We start from the raw sequence: 24,904 nt of genomic DNA on the forward strand, positions 1-24,904 counted from the left end.
CGTCCTTCTCCTGCTCTTCTTCGGTAGTGCGGCGCCAGGCTCAGCGCCGCGTTCGTGGGACTTCAGTGGGTCAGGATCTTGCCAAGGAAGTCCTTCGCGCGGTTGGACTTCGGCGCGGAGAAGAACGACTCCGGCGTCGAGTCCTCGACGACCTCGCCGTCGGACATGAAGATGACGCGGTCCGCGGCCTTGCGGGCGAAGCCCATCTCGTGGGTCACCACGAGCATGGTCATGCCCTCCTTGGCCAGCGTCGTCATCACGTCCAGCACCTCCTGGACCATCTCGGGGTCCAGCGCGGAGGTCGGCTCGTCGAACAGCATCACCTTGGGCCGCATCGCCAGGGCGCGGGCGATCGCCGCGCGCTGCTGCTGCCCGCCCGAGAGCTGGGCGGGGTACTTCTCCGCCTGGTTCGCGATGCCGACCCGCTCCAGCAGCTCCATGGCCGTCTTGCGGGCCTCGGCCGCCGGGGTCTTGCGGACCTTCACCGGCGCGAGCATCACGTTGTCGACGATGCTCTTGTGGGCGAACAGGTTGAACGACTGGAACACCATGCCGACATCGGCGCGCAACCGGGCGAGTTCCTTGCCCTCGGCGGGCAGCGCCTGGCCGTCCACCTCGATGACGCCGGACTCGATCGGCTCGAGCCGGTTGATCGTGCGGCACAGCGTGGACTTGCCCGAACCGGACGGCCCGAGCACGACGACGACCTGCCCCTTCGGCACCTCCAGCGTGACGCCCTTGAGGACGTGCAGAGGTCCGAAGAACTTGTCCACGCCCGCCATCCGGATCATCGGCGGTGCAGGAGTGGCGGCGGTCATCAGTCCTCCAGTAGGGGGTTCCTGAGCGATGGCGGAAACCTAGGTGTGAATCACCACACCAGTCCAGGCGGTTGAGCAAGACTTAGGGTCTCAACTCTGTCACAGGGTGGCGACACTTATCGGGGAGGCTCCACGGTGCGGGTGCTGTTGGTCGAGGACGACGACCGCGTGGCGGAAGCGCTGGTGCCGGCGCTGACCCGACGCGGTTTCACGGTAGACCGGCAGGCCACCGGTCGGGGGACGCTCGATCGGCTGACCGGCGTCGACGTGGTGCTGCTCGACCTCGGCCTGCCCGATGTGGACGGTGTCACGCTCTGCCGGCACATCCGTGCGGCGAGTGACGTCGCGATCATCGTCGTGTCGGCCCGCGGCGAGATCGACGACCGGATCCTCGGCCTGCACGCCGGGGCGGACGACTACCTGGTCAAGCCCTACGACGTGGGCGAGCTGGTGGCCCGCGTGCACGCGGTGCGGCGGCGGCGCGGCGACCCGGTCGGCGTCGGCGGCACCGGCACCGAGGTGTTCGAGGTCGCCGACGTGCGGGTCGACCTCGGCCGCCACGAGGTCACCGTGGCGGGTGAACCCGTGGCGCTGTCGCGCAAGGAGTTCCAGGTGTTGGCGCTGGTGGTGGCGGCGGGTGGCGCGGTCTGCACCCGGGAGCGCATCCTGGCCGAGGTGTGGGGACGCACCTGGGCGGGGGCCAACCGGACCCTGGACGTGCACGTGGCGACGTTGCGGACCAAGCTCGGGCGTCCTTCCTTGTTGGAGACGGTGCGCGGTGTCGGGTACCGGTTGAGCGGGGGCTGAGTGCGGTCGCGGCTGCTGGGCATCGTGTTGACGCTGGTCGTGCTGGTGCTCCTCGGCCTGGGCGTCCCCCTCGGCCGCGGCATGGCGCAGGCCGAGCAGCAGGAGATGTTCCTGGACCGGCTCACCGACACCACCCGGTTCGCGTCCGTGGCGCAGCGGCCGTTCATCGACGACCAGCCCGAGGTGCTCAAGCCCGAGCTGCGCCGCTACTACGAGCTGTACGGCATCCGGGTCGCCCTGCTCGGGCGGGACGGGCAGGTGGTGGCGGCGTCCTCGGACGACGTGGACGTGTCCGCGCCCGAGGTGGCGGACCTGGTGCACGCCGCGCTGGCCGGCCGCCAGCCGAGCGCGCCGGCGCTGGTCATGCCCTGGGAGTCGACCGAGCTGGTGCTGGCCGAGCCGGTGCTGGAGGCGGGCGAGGTCCGCGGCGCGGTGGTGACGTTCTCGCCGACGTCGAAGACGCGGGGCGAGGTCCTGCTGTGGTGGTCGGTGCTGCTCGGCGGGAGCACGCTGGTCCTCGTGCTCGGCGTGTTCGTGGCGTTGCCGCTGGTCCGGTGGACGTTGCGGCCCGTGCGGAGGTTGGACGACGCGACCGGGCGGCTGCTCGCGGCGGTGGTGTCCGGGCAGCCCGTGCAGCCGGTCGGCTCGTCGGACGGCCCGCCGGAGCTGCGGCAGCTGTCGCGGTCGTTCGACCAGATGGCGGCGAACGTGAGCGACGTGCTGGCGGCGCAGCGCGCGTTCGTCGCGGACGCCTCGCACCAGCTGCGCAACCCGCTGACCGCGTTGAAGCTGCGTCTGTCCAATTTGGAGGACCACGTGGTCGGCGAGGGCGCCGCGCACCAGGCGGCGGCGCTGGACGAGGCCAACCGGCTCAACCGGATCCTCGACGAGCTGCTGTCCATGGCGCGGGCGGGCGCGCAGTCGGTCGACCCCGTGCCGGTGGACGTGGACCGGGCGGTGGCCGGCCGGCTGTCGGCGTGGCAGCCCGCCGCCGCGGCGCGCGAGGTGCACCTGGTGCTCGACGGCGAGCCGGGCGGCCGGGCCCTCGTGCCTCCACGCGGGGTGGAGACCGTGCTGGACGCACTGCTGGACAACGCGCTGAAGTTCACCTCCGACGGCACCCTGGTGCGCGTCGACGTGCGCCGGCAGGACGGCGTGGTGCGGCTGTCGGTGCAGGACGAGGGCCCCGGCCTCGCGCCGGAGGAGCTGGATCGCGCCACGGACCGGTTCTGGCGCAGCCCGGCGCACCAGAACGTGCAGGGCTCCGGCCTCGGCCTGGCACTCGTGCGGCAGATCGTGGAACGGGTGGACGGGACCGTGCGGTTGGAGTCGCCGGAGGGCGGGGGCCTGCGGGTGACCGTCGAGTTCCCCGCGGCCTGACCCCGGTCAGGACGTGACCGCCACGCCTTCGGGTCGCTTGCCCACGGCGAACGGGGCGGCGGGCTTGCCGCTCTTGGCGTCGATGACCGACACCGTGCCGGAGCCCGTGTTGGTGATGTAGACGAAGCTGTCGTCGGGCGCCGCCGCGGAGCCCTCGGGCATGCGTTGGACCTTGACCTCGTCGAGGGGTGCGCCGGTGGGCCCGAGGATGCTGACCGTGTTGGAGCCGGTGTTGGCGACGTGGACCCGGCCACCGGGGGTGACGGAGACGCCGAGGGGCGCGTTCCCGACCTTGGTGGTCCTGACGGGGTTGTTCCCGGCGGTGTCGATGACGGTCACCGTGTCGTCGCCGGTGTTGGCCACGTAGAGCCGCGAGCCGTCGAACGCGATGGCGATGCCCGACGGGAAGACGCCGACCGGGATGGTGCCGACGACCGCCTGCGAGCTCGTGTCGATGACCGTGACGCTGTCGCCGCCGTTGTTGGTCACGTACACGCGGGAGCCGTCGGGGTGGGCGACCGCGCTGTGCGGGAACCGCCCCACCGGGATGGTCTTCACCGGCGCGTTCGTCGCCGTGTCGATGACCGTGACGTCGTGGGAGCCGAAGTTCGTCACGTAGGCGTGGGTGGGTGTGGCCGCGACGCCGAAGGGGTTGGCCCCGACGGGCACGGTGGCGACCACGGCGAGGGACCGCGTGTCGATCACGGAGACGCTGTTGGACGACTCGTTGGTGACGTAGACGCGGTGACCGGACGGGTGCGCGCCGACACCGGCGGGGTAGTCGCCGACCCCAATCGTGGCCGTCACCTTGCCCAGGCGCGTGTCGTACACGGTGACGTTGTCGGAGCCGCTGTTGGCCACGAACACCTGAATGCGGGTCGGCCATCTAGGTGAGGCGTCGAAACCGGTGCCGGCCACCACGGCGAGCACCGCGACGGCGACTCCCCAACGGGGGAATCGCGGTCGGACAAGGAACGAAGAATACGCTGCGTGAAAACGCTCGCGTACCGAATCAACGGACATGAGCTCTCCGTATCGGTGTGGGATCCAGCACGAGCCCTCCCTGGTCCCGCGCTTATCGCCACCCTAACGGCCTAGTGTCGGAAACGGCCGCGCCGGCGCGCACTTGACCCCGACTTGGGCGAGCGCCCACGCATGGCGTTTACACCGTAGGAATGATGAGACGAGCACTAAACTTTTACGTCGCGGTAATACCTCATCGCGCCGGGGTGCAATTCGATCGGCGTCGTCTCGATCGCCGAGCGGACCTCTATGGACCTCGCCACCGGACTGGCCGCGACCAGGGCCGGCTGGGCCTGGAACAGGCCCCTGACCAGCGCTTCCGCCACCTCTTCGGACATCGTGTCGTTGACCAGGAGGAAGTTGCGCACCACCAGGGTGACGACGGGCCCGCCCCCGATCTGCTCGTACGCCGACGCGGGCAGGGTCGCCGAGCCGTACACCGGGTAGGTCTGGCGCAGCTTCGGCAGGACGTCGCTCAGGTCGAGCATGCGCAGCTTCAGCGTCGTGGCCAGGTTGGTGACCGCGTCCGTCGGCACGCCGCCGGACCAGAAGAACGCGTCCAGCTGACCGTCGAGCATCGCGGCAGTGCTGGTCCGCAGGTCCATGTACTGGACCTTGAGGTCGTCGGGCGACATGTCGGCCGCCTTGAGCAGCCGCTGCGCGATCAGCCACACGCCGGAATCGCGGGCGCCCACGCTGACCCGCAGGCCCTTGAGGTCGGCCAGCCTCGTGGCCGGCACGTCGTCCCGCACGATCAGCTGGAGGTAGTCGTCGTGCATCCGGGCCAGCGCGTACAGCTTGTGCCCCACGTCGCCCTGCTGCTTCGTCTCCGCCGCGTCGGCCGCCGAGAACCCGACCTGCGCCTGGTTGGCCCGCAACCGGTCGAGGTTGTCCACGGAGCCGGCCGTGGTCGCCACCTGAGGGCGGGGGATGCCGGGGTCGCGGGTCCACGCGTCGGCCAGCGCCGTGCCCAGCGCGTGGTAGACCCCGCCGGGGCTGCCGGCCGCCATGGTGAGCTTGACCTGGTCCAGGTCGTCGCCGCACGCCGCCAACGACAGGGTGGCCAGGGCCAATGCGGCCCCGACCGCGTGCAACCGCAGGAGCGTTCCCGACACCCGCGCATCGTCGCACGTCCACGCTCTACGCTGGACCCGACGGAAGGACTAGGTGCAGTGACTCGCAGTTACCAGATCCGCACGTTCGGCTGCCAGATGAACGTGCACGACTCCGAGCGCCTGGCCGGCATGTTGGAGGACGCGGGCTACACGCCCGCCGAAGGCGACGTCGCGCCGGACGTCGTGGTGTTCAACACCTGCGCCGTGCGGGAGAACGCCGACAACAAGCTCTACGGCACGCTCGGCCACCTCGCGCCCGCCAAGTCCGCGAACCCCGACATGCAGATCGCCGTCGGCGGCTGCCTCGCGCAGAAGGACCAGGGCGAGATCGTCAAGCGCGCGCCGTGGGTCGACGTGGTCTTCGGCACGCACAACATCGGCTCGCTGCCCGTGCTGCTCGAACGCGCCCGGCACAACCGCGAGGCCCAGGTCGAGATCCTGGACTCGCTGGAGACCTTCCCCTCGACGCTGCCCGCCCGCCGCGACTCGGCCTACTCCGGCTGGGTGTCGGTGTCCGTCGGCTGCAACAACACGTGCACGTTCTGCATCGTCCCGTCGCTGCGCGGCAAGGAGAAGGACCGCCGTCCCGGCGAGGTGCTGGCCGAGGTGCAGGCGCTGGTCGACGAGGGCGTGCTGGAGGTGACGCTGCTCGGGCAGAACGTCAACTCCTACGGCGTCGAGTTCGGCGACCGCTACGCGTTCGGCAAGCTGCTGCGCGCCACCGGCGGCATCGAGGGACTGGAGCGGGTCCGGTTCACCTCGCCGCACCCGAAGGACTTCACCGGCGACGTGATCGCCGCGATGGCCGAGACGCCCGCGGTGTGCCACTCGCTGCACATGCCGCTGCAGTCGGGCTCGGACCGCGTGCTCAAGGAGATGCGCCGCTCGTACCGGACCGCGAAGTACCTGTCCATCCTGGACGACGTGCGCGCGGCCATGCCGGACGCGGCCATCACCACCGACATCATCGTCGGCTTCCCCGGCGAGACCGAGGAGGACTTCCAGGCCACCCTGGACGTCGTCCGCGAGGCCCGGTTCTCGTCGGCCTTCACGTTCCAGTACTCCAAGCGGCCGGGCACGCCCGCCGCCGAGCTGCCGGACCAGCTGCCCAAGCAGGTCGTGCAGGAGCGGTACGACCGGCTGGTCACGCTGGTCAACAACGTCGCGCACGAGCTGAACCGCGAGCAGGTCGGCCGCGAGGTCGAATTGCTGGTCGCTTCCGGCGAGGGCCGCAAGGACGCCGAGACGCGCCGGATGACCGGCCGCGCCCGCGACGGCCGTCTGGTGCACTTCACGCCCGGTGACGCGCACGTGCGGCCCGGCGACGTGGTGGAGACCGTGGTGACCTACGGCGCGCCGCACAACCTGATCGCGGACGGCCCCCTGCTGTCGCACCGCCGGACGAAGGCGGGTGACCGGTCCGAGGCCGGGGTGAAGCCGAGGACGCCGGGCGTGACGCTGGGCCTGCCGTCGTTCGGCAAGCCCGCTCCGCTGCCCGCCGCGGTCGGCGGGTGCTCGACCCCGTGAGGAAGTGCCGATGAGCGAGAACGACCGGGACGACCTGGCCGGTCTCCGCGAGGAGATCGACAGCGTCGGCCGTTCGGCGGCCCGGCGCTTCGACCCCGGCGCCGGCGCGTTGACGATCGCCGTCGCGGCGCTGGCGATCCTGGTGTCGCTGGCGCTGCCCTGGGTGGACGGCGTGCAGGGCCTGAGCGTCCTGTTCGGCTCGGCCGAGGGGCTGCCGGAGGTGTTCGCCTACCTGGCGGTGGTCGTCGGCGTGCTGCTGCCCGCGCTGACGCTGACCCTGCGGCGGTGGGCGTTGGCGTGGGCGTGCGCGCTGGCGTCGTTCGCCGCGTCGGTGGCGGGCGTGCTGTCGATCTGGACCACGCAGACGACGACCGGCCACCACCCCGGTCCCGGGCCGGGCTCCGGCCTGGTCCTGGCCGTGGTGGCGGTGGTCGTGCTGCTGGTGAAGTGGCTGAAGCTGGCCGCCTCCCGGCCGCCGATGCAGTGATCACCGGGTTCGACAACGCGGAGCTGCGCACCGAGCGGCTCACGTTGCGGCGGCCCGTGGCGGACGACGTGGTCGCGGTGCACGAGATCCACCGCGACCCGCTGGCCTGCGCGCACAACCCGTCCGACGCCCTGCGCACCCGCGAGGAGGCCGCCGGCCTGCTGGAGCGGTGGCTGGAGCACTGGCGCGGCTTCGGCTTCGGCTACTGGGTGGTCCGCCGGATCGGCGCCGGGCGACCGCTCGGGTTCTGCGGCGTGAAGCTCACCGACCTCGACGGCCGGCGCGGGCTCAACCTGTTCTACCGGTTCGACCCGGCCGCTTGGGGGCGGGGCATCGCCTCCGAGGCGGCCCGCGAGGTCGTGCGCTGGTCCCGCGCAACCCTGCCCGCGTTGCCGGTCGTGGCCAGGGTCCGGCCCGCCAACACCGCGTCGCAGCGGGTGGCGGTCAACGCCGGGCTGACCCGCGCCGAACACCTGGACCGCCCCGGCGAGGACGGACCCGACCTGCTGTTCGCCGCGGGCTGGGCCCCCTCACCGCCGGTGAAGGGGCCCCTCGCCCACTAGCGGCTCGCGACCGCCTGCTCGGCGGCGGCCAGCCACTCGCGCCACTGCTTGGCCTGCGCCTCGGCCTGCTCGGCACGGCGCTTGTCGCCGGCCGTGCGCGCCTTCGCGGCCTGGGCCTCGAACTGCTCCACGCGCTCGCGGAACTGCGCCACGCGGGCCTCGGCCTCAGGGTCGGACTTGCGCCACTGGGCGTCGACCGCGCCGCGGACCCGCTCCTCGATCGCGCGGAGCTTGCCCTCCAGCTCGCGGACCCGCTCGCGCGGCACCTTGCCGATCGCGTCCCACCGCTCCTGGATCTTGTACAGCTGCTGGCGGGCGGCCTCCAGGTCGAGCGACGGGTCGATCCGCTCGGCCTCGGCGAGCAGCTCCTCCTTCAGCTTCGCGTTGGCCGCGAACTCGGCGTCACGCTCGCTGAACGCCTCGGAGCGCTTGGCGAAGAACGCGTCCTGCGCGGCCCGGAACCGCTGCCACAACGCGTCGTCGGCCTCCTTGGGCGCACGCCCGGCGGCCTTCCACTCGACCATCAGGTCCTTGTACCGGCCGGCCGTGGGGCCCCAGTCGTCGGACTCGACGAGCTTCTCGGCCTCCTCGACCAGCTCCTGCTTGCGGTTCTTGGCCACGCCGCGCTGCCGGTCGAGGTCGGCGAAGTGCGACCCGCGCCTGCGGTTGAACGCGTCACGCGCTTTGGAGAAGCGCCGCCACAGCTGCTCGTCGGTCTTGCGGTCGACGCCCCGGATCGTCTTCCACTCGTCCAGGATCTGCCGCAGCCGGTCGCCCGCCGCCTTCCACTGCGTGGACTCGTTGGCCAGCGCCTCGGCCTCCTCGACCAGCTCCTGCTTGCGCGCGCCCGCCGCGGCCCGCGCCTCGTCCTTGGCCGCCTTCGCGGCCTCCAGGCCCTTCTCGGCCAGGACCAGCACGTGCTCGACCCGTGCAGCCAGGGCGGCGAGGTCACCGACCACCGCCGCGTCGGCCAGGCTCTCCTGGACGTGCTTCGCGCTGGTCAGCGCGTGCTTGGGGTCGCCCGCGCCGGAGGACAGCCGCGTCACCAGCAGCTCGACCTCGGTGCGGATGTCGTCGAACCGGCGCGCGAAGTGCGCCAGGCCCTCGGCGGGCTCGCCCGCCTGCCAGGAACCGACGACCCGCTCGCCGTCGGCCGTCTTGACGTAGACGGTGCCGTCCGCGTCCACGCGCCCCCAGCGGTCAGGGTGGTCCGACGCCACGGGGACCGGCGGTGCCGCCGTGACCGGCGTCGCTTCCACCCTGGTCTCCTCGACCACCGCCCCCGCACCACTGTCGCCAGTGGTTCCCGGTGTCGTCTCGTGCTCCGTCATCGCCGGCTTCCTCCTCGCCTGCCCACTTCGTGGTGCCCGTGCCGACCACGGGCGCCCCGCCTACGACGGGGCCCAGCACCCGAGTACCGCGACGCCCCTTAAGAGTGCCCAGTACCTCGCGCGCATTCAAACAGGTCAAGGCTCGCATCGGTACCGGTGGTGGCCGATGAGTAGCGTGGACTGCCATGATCTCGCGCCTCGTGGTCGTGCCGCACCCCCCGCTGCTGGTGCCCGAACTGGTCTCCGACGCCGCGCGGGACACCGAACCGGTGCGCTCGGCGTGCCTGGCCGCCGCACGGGAGCTGGCCGCGCACGCGCCGGACTGGGTGGCCGTCGGTGTCGACCCGTCCGGGCCGCGGGTGGTCGAGGACGTGACGGGGACGTTCCGCGGCTTCGGGGTGGACGTGCGGGTGTCGTTGTCCGACGACGCGTCCTCTGTGGAGGACGAGCTGCCGCTGCCCGCGCTGGTGGCAGCCTGGCTGCGGGAACGCGTCGGCGCGCGGTCCGTGCGAGTGCACCTCGTGCCGCCCGGCCTGTCCACCACCGAGTGCGTCGCCCTGGGCGAGCGGCTGGCCGGCTCACCCGCGCTGCTGGTGCTCGGCGACGGTTCGCACCGGCACGGCGAGCTGGCCGTCGGGCGGCCGGACGAGCGGGCCGAGCCGTTCGACGAGGAGGTGCGCAAGGCGCTGGCCACGGCGGACACGGCGGCGTTGCGCGCCCTCGACCCGACGCTGGCGGCCGAGCTGGGCGCGCACGGCCGGGCGGCGTGGCAGGTGGCCGCGGGCGTGCCGGGCGCTTGGCGGTGTGCCCGGTCGGAGTTCCTGGCGCCCTTCGGCGTCGGCTACCACGTGGCGGTCTGGGAGGCTTGAGCGCGTGAACACCCCCATCGCCGTCGTCGGGCCCACCGCCACCGGGAAGTCGGACCTGGCCGTGCGGCTGGCCGTCGAACTGGGCGGCGAGGTGGTCAACGCCGACGCGATGCAGCTCTACCGGGGCATGGACATCGGCACGGCCAAGATCACCGACGCCGAGCGGCAGGGCGTGCCGCACCACCTGCTCGACGTGCTCGACGTGACCGAGACCGCGTCCGTCGCCGCCTACCAGCGCGAGGCGCGGGCCGTGGTGGAACGGCTGCTCGCCGACGGCCGCACGCCGGTGCTGGTGGGCGGCTCGGGCCTGTACGTGCAGGCGGTGCTCGACGACCTGGTGTTCCCCGGCACGGACGAGAAGATCCGCACCCAGCTGGAGCAGGAGCTGGCCGTGTTCGGGTCGGAGACGCTGCACGGTCGGCTGGCGCAGCTGGACCCCGCCGCGGCGCTGGCGATCCTGCCGAGCAACGGCCGCCGGGTGGTGCGGGCGCTGGAGGTCATCGAGCTGACCGGGCAGCCGTTCTCGGCCACCCTGCCCAAGCCCGGACCGGCCCGCTACGGCACGGTGGTCGTCGGGCTGGACCGCGACGTGTCCGAACTGGACGAGCGGGTCGACGCGAGGGTGGCGCGGATGTTCGGGTCTGGCCTGGTGGACGAGGTGCGCGCGCTGGAGGCCCGCGGCCTGCGCGACGGCCGCACGGCGTCCCGCGCGCTGGGCTACCAGCAGGTGCTGGCCGCGTTCGACGGCGAGTGCTCGATCGAGGAGGCCGCCGCCGCCACCGCGCAGGCCACCCGGCGGTTCGTCCGCAAGCAGCGGTCCTGGTTCCGCCGCGACCGGCGGGTGACGTGGTTCGACGCGGGTGGGCCAGGTCTGGCCGAGGACGTGCTCAAGCTGGTCGCACCGTAGCCTGGTGCCGTGGGAGTCGAGTTTCTGAAGGGCCACGGCACCGAGAACGACTTCGTCGTGCTGCCCGATCCGGACGGCGTGCTGGACCTGACCGAGTCACGCGTGCGCGCGCTGTGCGACCGGCGACGCGGCCTGGGCGCGGACGGCGTGCTGCGGGTCGTCCGGCCCGACTTCGGCCCGTGGTTCATGGACTACCGCAACGCCGACGGCTCGATCGCCGAGATGTGCGGCAACGGGGTGCGCGTGTTCTCGAAGTACCTGGTCGAGGCCGAGCTGATGCCGGCGGGCGAGTTCACCATCGGCACGCGGGCCGGCGAGCGGCACGTCGTCGTGCACGCCGACGGCGCGGTGACCGTCGACATGGGGCGCGTGCTGGTCACCGGCACGGGCACGGCCACCGTCGGCGGCAGCGCGTTCGGCGGTGTCGCGGTGGACGTCGGCAACCCGCACCTGGCGTGCGTGACCGAGGTGCCGGTGGCGGAGCTCGACCTGGAGCTGCCGCCCGGCCACGACCCGGTGCAGTTCCCGCACGGGGTAAACGTCGAGTTCATCAACGTGCTGGACGAGGGCGCCCTCCGGATGAGGGTGCACGAGCGCGGCGTCGGCGAGACCCGGTCGTGCGGCACGGGCACGGTGGCCTCGGTGGCGTCGTGGCTGTACGGGGCGGGTCGGCGCACCGGCAAGGCCACTGTGGACGTCCCGGGTGGGCAGGTCTCCGTGGTGATCGAGGAGGAGAGCTCCACGCTCACCGGCCCGGCCGTGCTGCTGGCGCGCGGCGAGCTCGACCAGGCCTGGTGGGACGCGCTCTAGCCGGTCGGACCGACCGCAGCACGAGGGCCACACCGTGGTCCAGCCGCTCGGCGAACGCGGTCGGCGCCAGTTCGGCCGCGACCGCCCGCAACGCCGGGTAGTCGCCCGACGCGCCGCCCAGCGGGCCGACCGCGGGCGCTTCGGCGAACCGCACCGTGCCGGGCTGCGTAGGCGCCCACGACGACGCCCGCGCCGTCCCGGTGCGCCGGCATCGCCCGCCGCAGCCTCCTGACCAGCTCGGCGGCCCGTGACCGCCAGTCGTCGGGCAACCCGGCCAGGCCGACCTCGCCGACGATCGCGTCGGCCATCAGCTCCCGCAACCGGGTCTTGCGCGGCGGCCCAGGTCCTCGTCCGACCCGACGCGGTGCAGCACGTCCGGTGGCGTCGACCGGCGACCGACCCGCGTGGGCGGCGGCGCGGACCGCCCTGATCCGGCCCGACGGCCCCGTGGCGTGGGCCGCCTAGAGGTCGAACACCTCCAGCTTGCCCAGCCGCGCCTCGGAGACCACCTCGGGCTGCGAGCTGGGCGCGGTGCAGCAGACCAGCTTGTCCTCGACGATCGCGACGGCGAAGCAGAGCTGGCTGGTCTCCACCTTCCGGGTGATCTCGCCGCCCTCCTCGACCCGGAAGACGAACGGCTGGATCGCGGGCGCGACCCACACGCCGCCGTCGGCGTCCACCGCGATGCCGTCCGGCGCGATGTAGTGCTCGCGCAGCGACGCGAAGACCTGCCGGTCGGACAGCGAGCCGTCATCCGCCACGCTGAACGCGGTCAGGCCGAACGCCAGCGTCTCGGCGATGACGAGCCTGCCGTCGGGGAGCAACCCGGTGCCGTTGGGGAACTTCATGTCCTCGACGGCCACGCTGACCGTGCCGTCGGGCTCGACCAGCGCCAGCGGCGTGCCGGGCGCGACCCAGTCCGGCTCGAGCAGCGGCGCGTCGCCGCCCCACGCGAGGACGGCGTGCAGGTCGAACCCGAAGTTGCCGACGTAGGCGCGACCCCGCGCGTCGACCAGCATGTCGTTGGCGTGGAAGGTGGCGATGTCGCCGAGGTCGGCGTGCTCCACCAGCCCGTCGGGCTCCAGCCGCAGCACCTTGCGGTCCCGCATCGACACCACGAGCAACCGCCCGTCCGGCAGCCAGCCCAACCCCGACGGCTGCTCCGGCACCTCGCAGACGACCTCCTCCTCGCCCGAGGCCAGGTCGAGGGCGCGGACCTGGTGGTCGTAGAAGTCCGAGTAGAACAGCCGGCCGTCCGGTCCCTGTCGCGGACCTTCGCCGAACCGGAGACCTTCGCGCAGCACGGTGGTGTCAGCCATGCCGTTCGACGCTAGTGATCACCGGCAGGTCGCGCATCGACCGCAGCGGTGACAAGACCACCCGGAGGACGGACAGGATCATCCCGGCCGACGCGACCCACAGCGTGTCCCGCGTGCCGACCCACTCGGCCAGCGCGCCGCCCGCCAGCGCGCCCACCGGCATCACGCCCCAGCTCAGGAACCGCACGCTGGCGTTCATCCGGCCGAGCAGCCGGTCCGGGCACAACGCCTGCCGCAGGCTGACCTGCGACACGTTGTAGACGATCACGCCGGCGGACGTGACCAGGGTGCCGACCGCGAACAAGCCCAGCCGCCACCCCGGCTCCGCCAGCGGGACCAGCAGCCACGCGGGCTGCGTCACGACCATCGACAACCACACCAGCCGCACCCGGCCCCACCGCGCCAACCGCCCGGTGACCAGGCCCGCGAGCGCCCCGCCCACGCTGCCCACCCCCAGCAGCACCGCGGCGGCCGGGGCGGACAGCCCGAGATCGCGCACCAGGAAGAGCACGTTGACCGCGCCCCACATGCCGTTGGTCAGGTTGAACCACGTGGTGCACAGCGCGATCGGCCGCAGCAACGGGTGCCCGAACACGAACCGCAGCCCTTCGGCCATGTCCGCCCAGAGCGCGCGCTTGCGCGGCACCGGCACCGGTTCGGCCGTGCGGACGCCGACCAGCAGCGCCGCCGAGGTCAGGAACGAGAACGTGATCGCCGGCACGGCGTTCGCGCTGCTCAGCAGCGGCACCAGCAGCCCGCCCAGCGGCCGGCCGGACAGCCGGGCGACCTGCTGCGTCGACACCAGCCTGCCGTTCGCGACCGCCAGCTCCTCACGCGGCACCAGCGTCGGCAGGTACGCCTGGGACGCCACCTCGAAGAACACCGTCAGCACGCCCGCCGCCAGCGCCGCGAGCAGCAGGTGGGTGAACGTGAGGCCGCCCAGCCACGCCGCGACCGGCACCGTGGCGAGCACCAGCGCGCGCCCGGCCGTGCTCCACGCCAGCAGGGGCCGTTTGCGCACCCGGTCCACGAAGACGCCCACGGGCAAGCCGATGACCAGGAACGCGGCCGTGCCGGCGGCGGTCAGCGCACCGATCTGGAACTCGGACGCGTCCAAGGCCTCGATCGCCACCACCGGCAGCAGGAACGTGCACATGGCCGTGCCGAACTGGTTGACCGCGTCGCTGCCCCAGAACAGCCGGAAGTCACGCGGTAACGGCACCACGGCTCCGCAGCGGCGACAGCACCACCCACAGCACCGACAGGGCCTGGCACCCCATGCCCACGGCCAACGTCGCCGTCACCCCGATGCCGCCGCCGAGCGCGCCGCCCACCAGGCCGCCCAGCGGCATCGCGCCCCACACCACGAACCGGATGCTGGCGTTCATCCGGCCCAGCAGGTGGTCGGGGCAGATCGACTGCCGGTAGCTGACCTGGGCGATGTTGTAGACCGTCGCCCCGTACGCCACCGCCGCCTCCCCGAGGAGTACGAACACGATCCGCCAGTCCGCCGCGCCGAGCGGGACGAGTGCCCCGAACGGCCACGTGACCAGGCCGGACAGCCAGATCACCGTGGTCTGGCCGAACCGGGCGTTCCACCGGTTCACGGTCAGCGCGCCCAGCACGCCGCCGATGCCCGCCGCGCTGAGCACCAGGCCGACCACGCCCTCGGACAGGCCCAGCTCGCGCACCAGGAACAGCACCAGCACCGCCGCCGCCATGCCGCCGAAGAAGTTGGCGGTGCCCGTGCAGCCCACGATCGCGCGCAGCGACCGGTGCCCGAAGACGAACCGCAGGCCCTCGGCGATCTCGTGGACCAGGCCGGGCTTGTCCGCCCGCCGGGGCGGTGGTTCCACCGTGCGGATGCGCAGCAGGAACAAGGCCGAGACCAGGTAGCCGACCGCGGTGGCCAGCACGCCGACGGCCGCGCCGACCGCCTGCGCCACCCCGCCGGCGGCGGCCGGGCCCGACACCTCCGCCACGGCCCGGCTGGCCTCCAGCTTCGAGTTGCCCTCCACCAGCTGCTCCCGGCCGACCAGCGCGGGCAGGTACGACTGGTAGGCGACGTCGAACATGACCGTGGCCGCACCGACCAGCAGGGCGACCACGACGAGGTGGGCGAGCGTGAGCACGCCGAGCCACCACGCCACCGGCACCGAGAGCAGCAACAACGCGCGGGTGAAGTCGGCCACGAGCATCACCGGGCGGCGGCTCAGCCGGTCCACCCAGACCCCGGCGGGCAGCCCGATCAGCAGGAACGCGGCCGTGCCCGCCGCCGAGAGCACGCCCATCTCGAACGGCGTGGCGGCCAGCGCGCCCACCGCGAGCAGCGGCAACACCGTGCGGCCGATCGTGGAGCCGAACTGGCTGACGGTGTCGCCTGCCCACAGCAGGCGGAAGTCGCGATGAGACCAGAGGGACACGGCGGAAGTGTCGCGGGAGTGATTGGAAACTGTCAATCACTTGCGCCGCGGCGGTCTAGGCTGTGCGGGTGCAACGACGTCCGGCGACCGACGCCGAGGCCGCCGCCCTGGCCTCGGCCGTGCGGCTGCGCATCATCCGCCTCACCTACGACCGCGCGATGACCAACAAGGAGATCGCCGAACGGCTCGGCAAGGACCCCGCCACCACCCTTCACCACGTGCGCAAACTCGTCGCCGCGGGCTTCCTGGAGGCGCAGGAGGAGCGCGCGGGCAACCGGGGCGCGCGGGAGATCCCGTACCGGTCGACGGGACTGTCCTGGCAGCTCCACAAGGGCAGCAGCCCGTACCCCGAGGAGACCAGCGAGGCGGTGTTCCAGGCGTTCCTGAGCGAGGTCGCGGAGGTGGGCCCGGCCGCGATGAACCAGTTCCGACTGGTCGCCCGGGTCGACCGCGCGGAACTAAAACGGCGCCTCCAGACGTTGTTGGATGAGCTGGCAGCCGAGCCGGCCCACCCCGACGGGGAACGCGTGGCGATCTACCTGGCGCTCTACCCAGGCGATTAACCACTCGTCCCGGCAGGGGTGCCGTGGGACGATGAAGGGCAAATGACGGAAAACACGTACAGCAGCAACGACTGGCTCGACCACGAGGACGAGCTGTCCACCGGCGACCTCGCGCTCGAAGAGCGCACCGCGCTGCGCCGCGTAGCCGGGTTGTCCACCGAGCTCGAGGACGTCACCGAGGTCGAGTACCGCCAGCTCCGGCTGGAGCGGGTCGTGCTGGTCGGCGTGTGGACCGAGGGCACGGCGGCCGATTCGGACGCGTCCCTGGCGGAACTGGCCCTGCTCGCCGAGACCGCGGGCTCCGAGGTGCTGGAAGGCCTCGTGCAGCGGCGCGACCGGCCCGACCCGGCCACCTACATCGGTTCCGGCAAGGTCCACGAGCTGCGCGACATCGTGATCGCCACCGGCGCGGACACGGTGATCTGCGACGGCGAGCTCTCACCCGGCCAGCTGCGGCAGCTGGAGGAGAAGCTCAAGGTCAAGGTCGTCGACCGCACGGCGCTGATCCTCGACATCTTCGCCCAGCACGCGTCCACGCGCGAGGGCAAGGCCCAGGTCGAGATGGCCCAGCTCCAGTACCTGCTGCCGCGCCTGCGCGGTTGGGGTGAGTCGCTGTCCCGGCAGGCCGGTGGTCGTGCCGGCGGCGCCAACGGCGGCGTGGGTCTGCGCGGTCCCGGTGAGACCAAGCTCGAGACCGACCGCAGGCGCATCCGCGCGCGCATCTCCAAGCTGCGCCGCGAGATCGCCGCGATGAGCGTGACGCGGGAGACCAAGCGGCACCGCCGCGTGGCCAACTCGGTGCCGAACGTGGCCATCGCGGGGTACACGAACGCGGGCAAGTCCAGCCTGCTCAACGCGCTGACCGGCGCGGGGGTGCTGGTGCAGGACGCGCTGTTCGCGACCCTCGACCCGACCACGCGGCGCACCGAGACGCCCGAGGGCCTGGCCTACACGTTGACCGACACGGTCGGCTTCGTGCGGCACCTGCCGCACCAGCTGGTCGAGGCGTTCCGGTCGACGTTGGAGGAGGTCGCCGACGCGGACCTGCTGGTCCACGTGGTCGACGGCTCCGACGCCATGCCGGAGAAGCAGGTCAAGGCCGTGCGCGAGGTGATCACCGAGATCTCGTCGCGGCGGGACGACCCGATGCCGACCGAGCTGCTCGTGGTGAACAAGGTCGACGCGGTGGGCGAGCTGGGCATGGCCCGGCTGCGGCACCTGTTCCCCACGGCGGTGTTCGTGTCCGCGCACACCGGCGAGGGGATCGCCGAGCTGCGCGAACGCATCGCGGCCATGACGCCGCGGCCGGAGGTCGTGGTCGAGGCGCTCGTGCCGTACGCGAGGGGCGAGCTGGTCGCGCGCGTGCACCGCGAGGGCGAGGTGCTCAAGGAGCGGCACACGGAGGAGGGCACCGAGCTGTCCGCCCGGGTCCGCCCGGACCTGGCCGACGTGCTGGAGAAGTTCGCCGTGAACGGAAGCCGCGCGTAAGCCTTTGCGAGCGCTGCTGGTGGTTCTAGGACTGGTGATGACGGCCGGTTCCGCTTCGGCGGAGCCGGCCGTCGCCGACGTGTGCGCGGTGACCGACCAGCGGCTGGAGGAGCTGTCCGGGCTGGCGTCCGACGGCGGGCAGTGGTTCGCGGTGAACGACAGCGACAACGGCTGGCTGCAGGTCCAGGTGCTCGACCGAACCTGTGCGATCACGCGCACAATCACCGCGCCGACAAACCCGTTCGACGTCGAGGATCTCGCCTTGGCCCCTGACGGAACCCTGTGGGCGGCGGATACCGGAGACAACGGGAAGTCGCGCGAAACCGTGGCATTGCATGCCGTTTCACCGGACGGCAGCACACGTTTGTACCGACTCACGTATCCTGACGGAAAGCACGACGCCGAGGCATTGTTGCTCGACGGTTCCGGCATTCCGCACATCGTCACGAAGGAAACGATCGGATCGGCGTTGGTGTACCGGCCGGCGTCCGGGCTGAGCGAGGGCGCGCCGACGCCGATGGAGCAGGTGGCGCGGGTGTCGATCAGCAGCACGGACACCGCGGGCGGGCCGTTCCAGAACCCCGTGGTGACGCGCGTGGTCACGGGCGGCGCGATGTCCCGGGACGGCCGGGTGGCGGCGTTGCGGACCTACACCGACGCGTACCTGTTCGCGGTGCCGGACGGCGACCTGGCCAAGGCGCTGGAGTCCGACCCGGTGCGGGTGCCGCTGGCCGGCGAGCCGCAGGGCGAGGCCATCGCGTTCGACCCGGACGGCACGCTGCTGTCGGCGTCCGAGTTCGGCAGCGCGGGCGCTTCGTCGACCGTGCGCGCGGTGGCGGGTGCGGCGGCGTCGGCCGTGCCGCCCGCGCCGACGACCACGACGGACGCCCCCGTGACCGGTGACGGGACCACCGCCACTCCCCCGGCCGCCGACCCGCAGTCGTCGTCGCCGTGGCCCGTGGTGGGCGGTGGCGCGGTCGCGTTGGTGCTGGTCGGCGCACTGGTGCGCCGCTCACGCCGACGCCGGGCGTGAGCGGCAGCCGCCGGTGCCCTAGAGCCTGCGCAGGACGGCGACGACCTTGCCCAGGATCGACGCGTCGTCGCCGGGGATGGGCTGGTAGGCCTCGTTGTGCGGCATCAGCCACACGTGCCCGTCCTCCTTGCGCTTGAACGTCTTCACGGTGGCCTCGCCGTCGATCATCGCGGCCACCACCTCGCCGTTGTCCGCCGTCGGCTGCTGGCGGACGACCACCCAGTCACCGTCGGTGATGGCGGCGTCCACCATCGAGTCGCCGACGACCTTCAGCAGGAACACGTCGCCCTCGCCGACGATCTCGCGCGGCAGCGGGAACACGTCCTCGATGGCCTCTTCCGCCAGGATCGGCCCACCGGCCGCGATGCGGCCCAGCATGGGCACGTACGCGGGCGTCGGCTTGGACGCCGGGTCGAGGCCGGTCACGATCTCCGCGGGCAGCACGCCCACCGCGCGCGGCCGGTTCGGGTCGCGACGCAGGTACCCCTTCCGCTCCAGCGCGCGCAGCTGGTGGGCGACCGAGGAGGTGGAGGTCAGGCCGACCGCCTCCCCGATCTCACGCACGCTGGGCGGGTAGCCGAACCGGTCGAGCCAGTCGCGGATCACGTCGAGCACCTTGCGCTGGCGCAGGGTGAGCCCGGCGTTGCCCGCGATGTCCGCCGGTTCGGGCGCGGAGGGCACATCGGCGGTGCGCAGGTCTTCGCTGGTCTTGCGTGCCACGGTGCTTCCTCCTCACCGGTCCCGATTGCCCAGGCCGGCTTCTCCGACGATCTTCACTTGTGGACGGTAGTCGCGTTCCGTGTCCAGATCAAACACCTGTTCGAAGTAAACCTCGGCGTGTCCTAGCGATTTCGCCCGGCGAAGTGGTAGACATTCGCACGGACGTTCGATCGAACACAGGTTCGATCATGATCGGATGACCTGCGTTGGAGGACATCATGGCGGTGGTCATTGGCACCCGTAACAGCTTCGAACTGGTCGACGGCGCCGATGCCGAGGATGTCGCCCGCGGCGCGGGATTGCGACCCGGACCACGGGTCCTCCGCCGGTTCGACGTACACGATAAGGACAACCGCCGCCCGTCGACCCGCCCCCGCCCGCTCGCCGTGCGCCGGCCCGCGCCCGAGCCGGTCGCCTGCGAGGTCCGGCCGCAGCGCCACCCGGCCGTCCAGTTCGTCGCGTACTCGGCCGCCGCGGCCGTCTTCGCCGGCCTGCTGAGCCTGCTCTTCCTTTACACCTCCGGCGCCACCACCGTCCCCGAACGGACCAGCGTCGTGCACGTCCAGGTGGGCGAGTCGCTGCGGGACGTGGCCGAGCGCAGCGCGCCCGCCAGCGACCCGGACGCCGTCGTCTCCCGCATCGTCGAGCTGAACTCCCTCCCGAACTCCGACGTCGTCCCCGGCCAGTCCCTGGTCGTCCCCCACGGCGCCCCCTGACCCACCCCGCGCACTCGCGCGTGTCGAACCTCCAGGACCCGCGTGTCGAACCTTCAGGACCCCCGAGTTCAACGTTCCGGATGGTGAACTCGGGGGTCCTGAGCGTTCGACACGGTGGGCGCGAGCGTTCGACACGCGCGTTTGTGTTCGCGAATCGGTGGTGACCTGCGGTGGGTCCGCGGGCGGTCCGTGACCGGTGGGTCGCTCCACGCTCAGGCATCCCATCGGGTGAACGCTGACCGGTGTGTCCGACTTGCAGACGAGTAGTGCTCGGGCATAGGTTGACCCCTACATCTAGTGGTTACACCAACGTAGTTAGTCCACAGGTTGGGGTATTCCTCGCCATCGGGGCTAACGCGATGGATGCTGCGCGGAGGAGGGGAGACCAGCCGTGCGATGCCCGTTCTGCCGCAACGCCGACTCTCGTGTGGTCGACTCGCGCGAGGTCGACGAGGGCCAGGTGATCCGCCGCAGGCGCTCCTGCTCGAGCTGCGGTCGCCGGTTCACCACCGTGGAGGAAGCCGTGCTCGCGGTGGTCAAGCGCTCCGGCGTCACCGAGCCGTTCAGCCGCGACAAGGTCGTCAACGGCGTGCGCCGCGCCTGCCAGGGCCGCCCGGTCGACGAGGACGCCCTGCAACAGCTCGCGCACCGCGTCGAGGAGTCCATCCGCTCGGGCGGCAACGCCGAGATCCCGAGCCACGAGGTGGGCCTGGCCATCCTCGGCCCCCTGCGCGACCTGGACGAGGTGGCGTACCTCCGGTTCGCCTCCGTCTACCGCTCCTTCTCGTCCGTCGAGGACTTCGAGAAGGAGATCGCCGATCTTCGCGACGCCCAGCGCATCGACGACTGAGCGCCGCGACGCAGGACAACCAGCGACCGCTCGGACGGGGAGCCCGGACGTGGGTCGCGCATCGAGAACTTCGAGAACGCACGAAAACGGGAAGAGGACACGGGGAATGACGGAGACCGTCGGTGGCTCCAGCAAGAAGACGGCCACCCGCAACGGCGCGGGGGACAAGAACGCCAAGCTGAAGGTGGAGCGCGTCTACACCACCCCGGGCACGCACCCCTATGACGAGGTCACCTGGGAGCACCGCGACGTCGTGATGACGAACTGGCGCGACGGCTCGGTGAACTTCGAGCAGCGGGGCGTCGAGTTCCCCGACTTCTGGTCGGTCAACGCCACCAACATCGTCACCAGCAAGTACTTCCGCGGCGCGGTGGGCACCCCGCAGCGCGAGCACAGCCTGCGCCAGCTCATCGACCGCGTGGTGAAGACCTACGTCGAGGCGGGCGTCAAGCACGGCTACTTCACCACCGCCGAGGACGCCGAGATCTACGAGCACGAGCTGACCTGGATGCTGCTGCACCAGGTGTTCAGCTTCAACTCGCCGGTCTGGTTCAACGTGGGCACCAGCTCGCCGCAGCAGGTCAGCGCCTGCTTCATCCTGTCGGTCGACGACACGATGGAGTCGATCCTGAACTGGTACCGCGAGGAGGGCCTGATCTTCAAGGGCGGCTCCGGCGCGGGCCTGAACCTCTCGCGCATCCGGTCGTCCAAGGAGCTGCTGTCCTCCGGCGGCACGGCGTCCGGCCCGGTGTCGTTCATGCGCGGCGCCGACGCGTCCGCGGGCACCATCAAGTCCGGCGGCGCGACCCGCCGTGCGGCGAAGATGGTCGTGCTCGACGTCGACCACCCGGACGTCGAGGAGTTCATCCAGACCAAGGCGCGGGAAGAGGACAAGGTCCGCGCGCTGCGCGACGCCGGGTTCGACATGGACCTGGGCGGCAAGGACATCGTGTCCGTGCAGTACCAGAACGCGAACAACTCGATCCGCGTGTCGGACGAGTTCATGCACGCCTACGAGAACGGCGGGCAGTTCGGCCTGCGCGCCCGCCAGACCGGCGAGGTCATCGAGCACGTCGACGCGAAGGACCTGTTCCGCAAGCTGGCGCAGGCCGCGTGGGAGTGCGCCGACCCGGGCATCCAGTACGACGGCACGATCAACGACTGGCACACCACGCCGGAGTCGGGCCGCATCACGGCCTCGAACCCGTGCTCGGAGTACATGCACCTGGACAACTCCAGCTGCAACCTGGCGTCGTTGAACCTGATGAAGTTCCTCTCCGACGACGGCACGTTCAACGCGGAGCTGTTCGCCAAGTCGGTCGAGCTGATCATCACCGCGATGGACATCTCGATCTGCTTCGCGGACTTCCCGACGCCCGCGATCGGTGAGACGACCCGCGCGTTCCGCCAGCTGGGCATCGGCTACGCGAACCTGGGCGCGCTGCTCATGGCGACCGGTCACGCGTACGACTCCGAGGGTGGCCGCGCGCTGGCCGCCGCGATCACGTCCCTGATGCAGGCCGTGGCGTACAAGCGGTCCGCCGAGCTGGCGGGCATCGTCGGCCCGTACGAGGGCTACGCCCGCAACGCCGAGGGGCACCAGCGGGTCATCCGCAAGCACTCGGCCGCCAACGACATGCTGCGCACCTACCACGCGAACGACGGCGCGGTGCAGAAGGTCGCGACCAAGGCGTGGCAGGAGTGCCAGCGCATCGGCGCCCGCAACGGCTGGCGCAACGCGCAGGCCAGCGTGCTCGCGCCCACCGGCACCATCGGCCTGATGATGGACTGCGACACCACCGGCATCGAGCCGGACCTGGCGCTGGTGAAGTTCAAGAAGCTGGTCGGCGGCGGCTCGATGCAGATCGTCAACCAGACCGTGCCGCGGGCGCTGAAGGTCCTCGGCTACCAGCAGGAGCAGATCGAGGCGATCGTCGAGTACATCGGCGAGCACGGCCACGTGGTGGACGCGCCGGGCCTCAAGCCCGAGCACTACGAGGTGTTCGACTGCGCCATGGGCGACCGCTCGATCGCGCCCATGGGCCACGTGCGGATGATGGCCGCGGTGCAGCCGTTCATCTCGGGCGCGATCTCCAAGACGGTGAACATGCCGGAGACGGCCACCGTCGAGGAGGTCGAGGAGATCTACTACCAGGGCTGGAAGCTCGGCCTGAAGGCGCTGGCGATCTACCGCGACAACTGCAAGGTCGGCCAGCCGCTGTCGGCGGGCAAGTCGGCCAAGTCGTCGGCGGTCGCGACGTCGGAGGCCAAGCCCGAGACCGTCGTGGAGTACCGCCCGGTGCGCAAGCGGCTGCCGAAGAAGCGCCCGTCGCAGACGGTGTCGTTCACGGTCGGCGGCGCGGAGGGCTACCTGCACGCCGGTTCGTACCCGGACGACGGCCTCGGCGAGATCTTCGTCAAGCTGGGCAAGCAGGGCTCGACGCTGGCGGGCGTGATGGACGCGTTCTCCATGTCCATCTCGGTGGGTCTGCAGTACGGCATCCCGCTGGAGTTCTACGTCTCGAAGTTCCAGAACCTGCGCTTCGAGCCGGCGGGCATGACGGACGACCCGGACGTCCGCATCGCGACCAGCGTCCTGGACTACCTGTTCCGCCGCCTGGCGCTGGACTACCTGCCGTTCGAGAAGCGGGCGCAGCTCGGCATCTTCACCGCCGACGAGCGCACCGCGCAGGTCTCGTCCGACTACGGCAACGGCGACGTGGACCTGGAGGGTCTGCGCACGTCGGTCGACGCGGCTCCGGCCACGTCGACCACCCCGGCGCCGGAGGAGAAGAAGTCCAAGCCGCAGGACGTCAGGGTCGGCAGCTCGACGGAACTGCTCGAACTGCACCTGGGCAAGGCCGCCGACGCCCCGCTCTGCATGACGTGCGGCACGAAGATGCGCCCGGCCGGCTCGTGCTACTTGTGCGAGGGCTGCGGCTCCACCTCGGGCTGCAGCTGACAGACAACTGGGCCCCGGCGTTGGCGCGCCGGGGCCCAGTTAAGAGTGAGAGCACTTGAGCCCTCGTTGTCGCCGACGGATCCTCTCGTGCTCTCGCTCAACAAACAAGTTGATCTAGGTGCACGAGAGGAGGTGAGAAGGATGGCCGCAAAGTACCGCAGCGCCAAGACGGGGCGCTACGTCACCAAGAAGTACGGCAAGTCCCACCCTTCGACGACTGTCAAGGAGTCGAAGTGACGACGGTGTCGAGCTGATCACAGCCGACACGCACCACCTTCGTGGTGCACGATGTTGAAGGGGTGGCGCTTGCGCCACCCCTTCAACCACAGAAGCAACGCCGGTTGTGCGAGCGTTTCACCGCCGAGGCCGCGTACGAGTTGGCAACGGGTCGTATTCGACCACGCAGAACAGCATTCCGGCCGTGCGATTAGGTCGCGGCCACGTACGGCGACGATGGTGGGCGGCGGCATTGCTTGTTGCACGGGCTTCCGGGTGACTGACTCCTCGAATTTTGTACAGTCCGTTCCAAAACCTGCTACCGTCTCCCCCGTGCCCCGACCCAAGGAGTTCGACGAGGAGCAGGCGCTCGACGCGGCCATGCGGACGTTCTGGGCGAACGGCTACGAGGCCACGTCCACCGAAGACCTGTGCCGCGCCACCGGTCTCGGCCGCAGCAGCATCTACAACACGTTCACCAGCAAGCACGAGCTCTTCAAGCGCGCCCTCGTCCGCTACACCGAGCTGATGACCGCCGGCCAGATCGCACTGCTCGAAGACGAGACGCGGTCGCCCGGACAACGCCTGCGCGACCTGTTCGACGCGATCATCGCGGGCGAGGTGGAGCACCGGCGGGACGATCGCGGTATCGGTTGCCTGACCGTGAACACCACCGTGGAGCTGGCCGGGCGGGACCGCGAGGCCGCCGAACTGGTCGACCGCGACCAGCGACGCAGGCTCGACGCGCTGGAAGCGGTCATCGCCGCCGGCCAACGCGACGGCCGGTTCACGTCGAAGCAGCAGCCCGCGGAGCTGGCGCGGTTCGTCAACGCGGTCATCGCGGGCATCCGGGTCGCCGGCCAGGGCGGCGCGGACATCCCGACGCTGAAGGCCATCGCGTCCACCGCCCTGGACGCCCTCTAGGACTCCGGAGGGTCACCGCTGGATCGAGCACGCCCTCATTTTAGACAGATCAA

General features: G+C 71.4%; 23 protein-coding genes. 15 read left to right on the forward strand and 8 right to left on the reverse strand.

Annotation, left to right across the window (positions count from 1 at the left end; genetic code table 11):
- Positions 1-62: 62 nt before the first annotated feature.
- Positions 63-791 carry an amino acid ABC transporter ATP-binding protein gene (locus AB0H12_RS14320; protein WP_230566874.1) on the reverse strand — a complete coding sequence of 243 codons (729 nt, stop codon included), beginning with the start codon at positions 789-791 and terminating at the stop codon, positions 63-65.
- Positions 792-953: 162 nt separating this feature from the next.
- On the opposite strand from AB0H12_RS14320, the gene AB0H12_RS14325 reads away from it, so the two are divergent.
- Together AB0H12_RS14325 and AB0H12_RS14330 are read left to right on the forward strand one after the other, a co-directional pair.
- Complete coding sequence (locus AB0H12_RS14325) at positions 954-1,625, forward strand: response regulator transcription factor (RefSeq protein WP_073886595.1); 672 nt, start codon at positions 954-956, stop codon at positions 1,623-1,625.
- The gene (locus AB0H12_RS14330) at positions 1,626-3,005 is read left to right on the forward strand and encodes a sensor histidine kinase (RefSeq protein WP_499623350.1); all 1,380 of its coding nucleotides are present in this window, start codon (positions 1,626-1,628) and stop codon (positions 3,003-3,005) included.
- A 6-nt stretch (positions 3,006-3,011) separates the two neighbouring features.
- Here the strand turns inward: AB0H12_RS14330 and AB0H12_RS14335 are convergent, their stop codons facing one another.
- Together AB0H12_RS14335 and AB0H12_RS14340 are read right to left on the reverse strand one after the other, a co-directional pair.
- Positions 3,012-3,935, reverse strand: a complete 924-nt coding sequence (locus AB0H12_RS14335) for a YVTN family beta-propeller repeat protein (RefSeq protein WP_499623351.1) — start codon at positions 3,933-3,935, stop codon at positions 3,012-3,014.
- A gap of 260 nt (positions 3,936-4,195) precedes the next feature.
- Positions 4,196-5,143, reverse strand: a complete 948-nt coding sequence (locus tag AB0H12_RS14340; protein WP_499623352.1) for a TAXI family TRAP transporter solute-binding subunit — start codon at positions 5,141-5,143, stop codon at positions 4,196-4,198.
- Positions 5,144-5,200: 57 nt separating this feature from the next.
- On the opposite strand from AB0H12_RS14340, the gene miaB reads away from it, so the two are divergent.
- From miaB to AB0H12_RS14355, 3 genes are read left to right on the forward strand one after another with little or no spacing between them, the layout of a single operon-like run.
- Entirely contained in the window at positions 5,201-6,670 is a 1,470-nt protein-coding gene (gene miaB, locus AB0H12_RS14345) for a tRNA (N6-isopentenyl adenosine(37)-C2)-methylthiotransferase MiaB (RefSeq protein ID WP_499623353.1), read from the forward strand.
- Between the two features lie 10 nt (positions 6,671-6,680).
- The gene (locus tag AB0H12_RS14350; RefSeq protein ID WP_499623354.1) at positions 6,681-7,157 is read left to right on the forward strand and encodes an Rv2732c family membrane protein; all 477 of its coding nucleotides are present in this window, start codon (positions 6,681-6,683) and stop codon (positions 7,155-7,157) included.
- Entirely contained in the window at positions 7,118-7,720 is a 603-nt protein-coding gene (locus tag AB0H12_RS14355; protein ID WP_499623355.1) for a GNAT family N-acetyltransferase, read from the forward strand. The genes AB0H12_RS14350 and AB0H12_RS14355 overlap by 40 nt, the downstream gene beginning before the upstream one ends.
- Here AB0H12_RS14355 and AB0H12_RS14360 read toward each other — a convergent pair.
- Positions 7,717-9,051, reverse strand: a complete 1,335-nt coding sequence (locus AB0H12_RS14360) for a DUF349 domain-containing protein (protein ID WP_499623356.1) — start codon at positions 9,049-9,051, stop codon at positions 7,717-7,719. The genes AB0H12_RS14355 and AB0H12_RS14360 overlap by 4 nt on opposite strands.
- Positions 9,052-9,236: 185 nt before the next feature.
- On the opposite strand from AB0H12_RS14360, the gene AB0H12_RS14365 reads away from it, so the two are divergent.
- Genes AB0H12_RS14365 through dapF form a run of 3 tightly spaced genes read left to right on the forward strand, consistent with a single transcriptional unit; the run spans position 9,237 to position 11,637 of the window.
- Positions 9,237-9,920 (forward strand): class III extradiol ring-cleavage dioxygenase family protein, encoded by a 684-nt coding sequence (locus AB0H12_RS14365; protein ID WP_499623357.1) that lies wholly within the window; start codon positions 9,237-9,239, stop codon positions 9,918-9,920.
- A gap of 4 nt (positions 9,921-9,924) precedes the next feature.
- Positions 9,925-10,827, forward strand: coding sequence for a tRNA (adenosine(37)-N6)-dimethylallyltransferase MiaA (miaA, locus tag AB0H12_RS14370; protein ID WP_499623358.1), 903 nt, complete (start codon positions 9,925-9,927; stop codon positions 10,825-10,827).
- A 9-nt stretch (positions 10,828-10,836) separates the two neighbouring features.
- Positions 10,837-11,637, forward strand: coding sequence for a diaminopimelate epimerase (gene dapF, locus AB0H12_RS14375; protein ID WP_499623359.1), 801 nt, complete (start codon positions 10,837-10,839; stop codon positions 11,635-11,637).
- Between the two features lie 461 nt (positions 11,638-12,098).
- On the opposite strand, the gene AB0H12_RS14380 is transcribed toward dapF, so the two are convergent.
- Genes AB0H12_RS14380 through AB0H12_RS14390 form a run of 3 tightly spaced genes read right to left on the reverse strand, consistent with a single transcriptional unit; the run spans position 12,099 to position 15,379 of the window.
- The gene (locus tag AB0H12_RS14380; protein WP_499623360.1) at positions 12,099-12,956 is read right to left on the reverse strand and encodes an SMP-30/gluconolactonase/LRE family protein; all 858 of its coding nucleotides are present in this window, start codon (positions 12,954-12,956) and stop codon (positions 12,099-12,101) included.
- Positions 12,949-14,178: an MFS transporter gene (locus tag AB0H12_RS14385; protein WP_499623361.1), complete on the reverse strand. Its 1,230-nt coding sequence runs from the start codon at positions 14,176-14,178 to the stop codon at positions 12,949-12,951. The genes AB0H12_RS14380 and AB0H12_RS14385 overlap by 8 nt, the downstream gene beginning before the upstream one ends.
- The gene (locus AB0H12_RS14390) at positions 14,162-15,379 is read right to left on the reverse strand and encodes an MFS transporter (protein WP_499623362.1); all 1,218 of its coding nucleotides are present in this window, start codon (positions 15,377-15,379) and stop codon (positions 14,162-14,164) included. The genes AB0H12_RS14385 and AB0H12_RS14390 overlap by 17 nt, the downstream gene beginning before the upstream one ends.
- A 68-nt stretch (positions 15,380-15,447) precedes the next feature.
- Here AB0H12_RS14390 and AB0H12_RS14395 point away from each other — a divergent pair, with 68 nt between their 5' ends.
- The 3 genes from AB0H12_RS14395 to AB0H12_RS14405 are packed head-to-tail and all read left to right on the forward strand — an operon-like array spanning position 15,448 to position 18,463.
- Positions 15,448-15,942, forward strand: a complete 495-nt coding sequence (locus AB0H12_RS14395; RefSeq protein ID WP_499623363.1) for an ArsR/SmtB family transcription factor — start codon at positions 15,448-15,450, stop codon at positions 15,940-15,942.
- A 42-nt stretch (positions 15,943-15,984) separates the two neighbouring features.
- Positions 15,985-17,430: a GTPase HflX gene (gene hflX, locus AB0H12_RS14400; protein ID WP_230566683.1), complete on the forward strand. Its 1,446-nt coding sequence runs from the start codon at positions 15,985-15,987 to the stop codon at positions 17,428-17,430.
- A gap of 4 nt (positions 17,431-17,434) precedes the next feature.
- Positions 17,435-18,463, forward strand: a complete 1,029-nt coding sequence (locus tag AB0H12_RS14405) for a hypothetical protein (RefSeq protein ID WP_499623364.1) — start codon at positions 17,435-17,437, stop codon at positions 18,461-18,463.
- 18 nt (positions 18,464-18,481) lie between these two features.
- Here AB0H12_RS14405 and lexA read toward each other — a convergent pair whose 3' ends face one another.
- Entirely contained in the window at positions 18,482-19,159 is a 678-nt protein-coding gene (gene lexA, locus AB0H12_RS14410) for a transcriptional repressor LexA (protein WP_230566876.1), read from the reverse strand.
- Between the two features lie 230 nt (positions 19,160-19,389).
- Here lexA and AB0H12_RS14415 point away from each other — a divergent pair, with 230 nt between their 5' ends.
- From AB0H12_RS14415 to AB0H12_RS14430, 4 genes are all read left to right on the forward strand, one after another.
- On the forward strand, positions 19,390-19,899 hold the full coding sequence (locus AB0H12_RS14415; protein ID WP_499623365.1) for a LysM peptidoglycan-binding domain-containing protein: 510 nt from the start codon (positions 19,390-19,392) through the stop codon (positions 19,897-19,899).
- Positions 19,900-20,290: 391 nt separating this feature from the next.
- Entirely contained in the window at positions 20,291-20,749 is a 459-nt protein-coding gene (gene nrdR, locus AB0H12_RS14420; RefSeq protein ID WP_499623366.1) for a transcriptional regulator NrdR, read from the forward strand.
- A 106-nt stretch (positions 20,750-20,855) separates the two neighbouring features.
- The gene (locus AB0H12_RS14425) at positions 20,856-23,711 is read left to right on the forward strand and encodes a vitamin B12-dependent ribonucleotide reductase (protein WP_499623367.1); all 2,856 of its coding nucleotides are present in this window, start codon (positions 20,856-20,858) and stop codon (positions 23,709-23,711) included.
- 549 nt (positions 23,712-24,260) lie between these two features.
- Positions 24,261-24,851, forward strand: a complete 591-nt coding sequence (locus AB0H12_RS14430) for a TetR/AcrR family transcriptional regulator (protein ID WP_230566687.1) — start codon at positions 24,261-24,263, stop codon at positions 24,849-24,851.
- Positions 24,852-24,904 lie beyond the last annotated feature (53 nt).

The organism is Actinosynnema sp. NPDC023794, from assembly GCF_040639675.1.
Lineage (GTDB): Bacteria > Actinomycetota > Actinomycetes > Mycobacteriales > Pseudonocardiaceae > Actinosynnema > Actinosynnema luteola.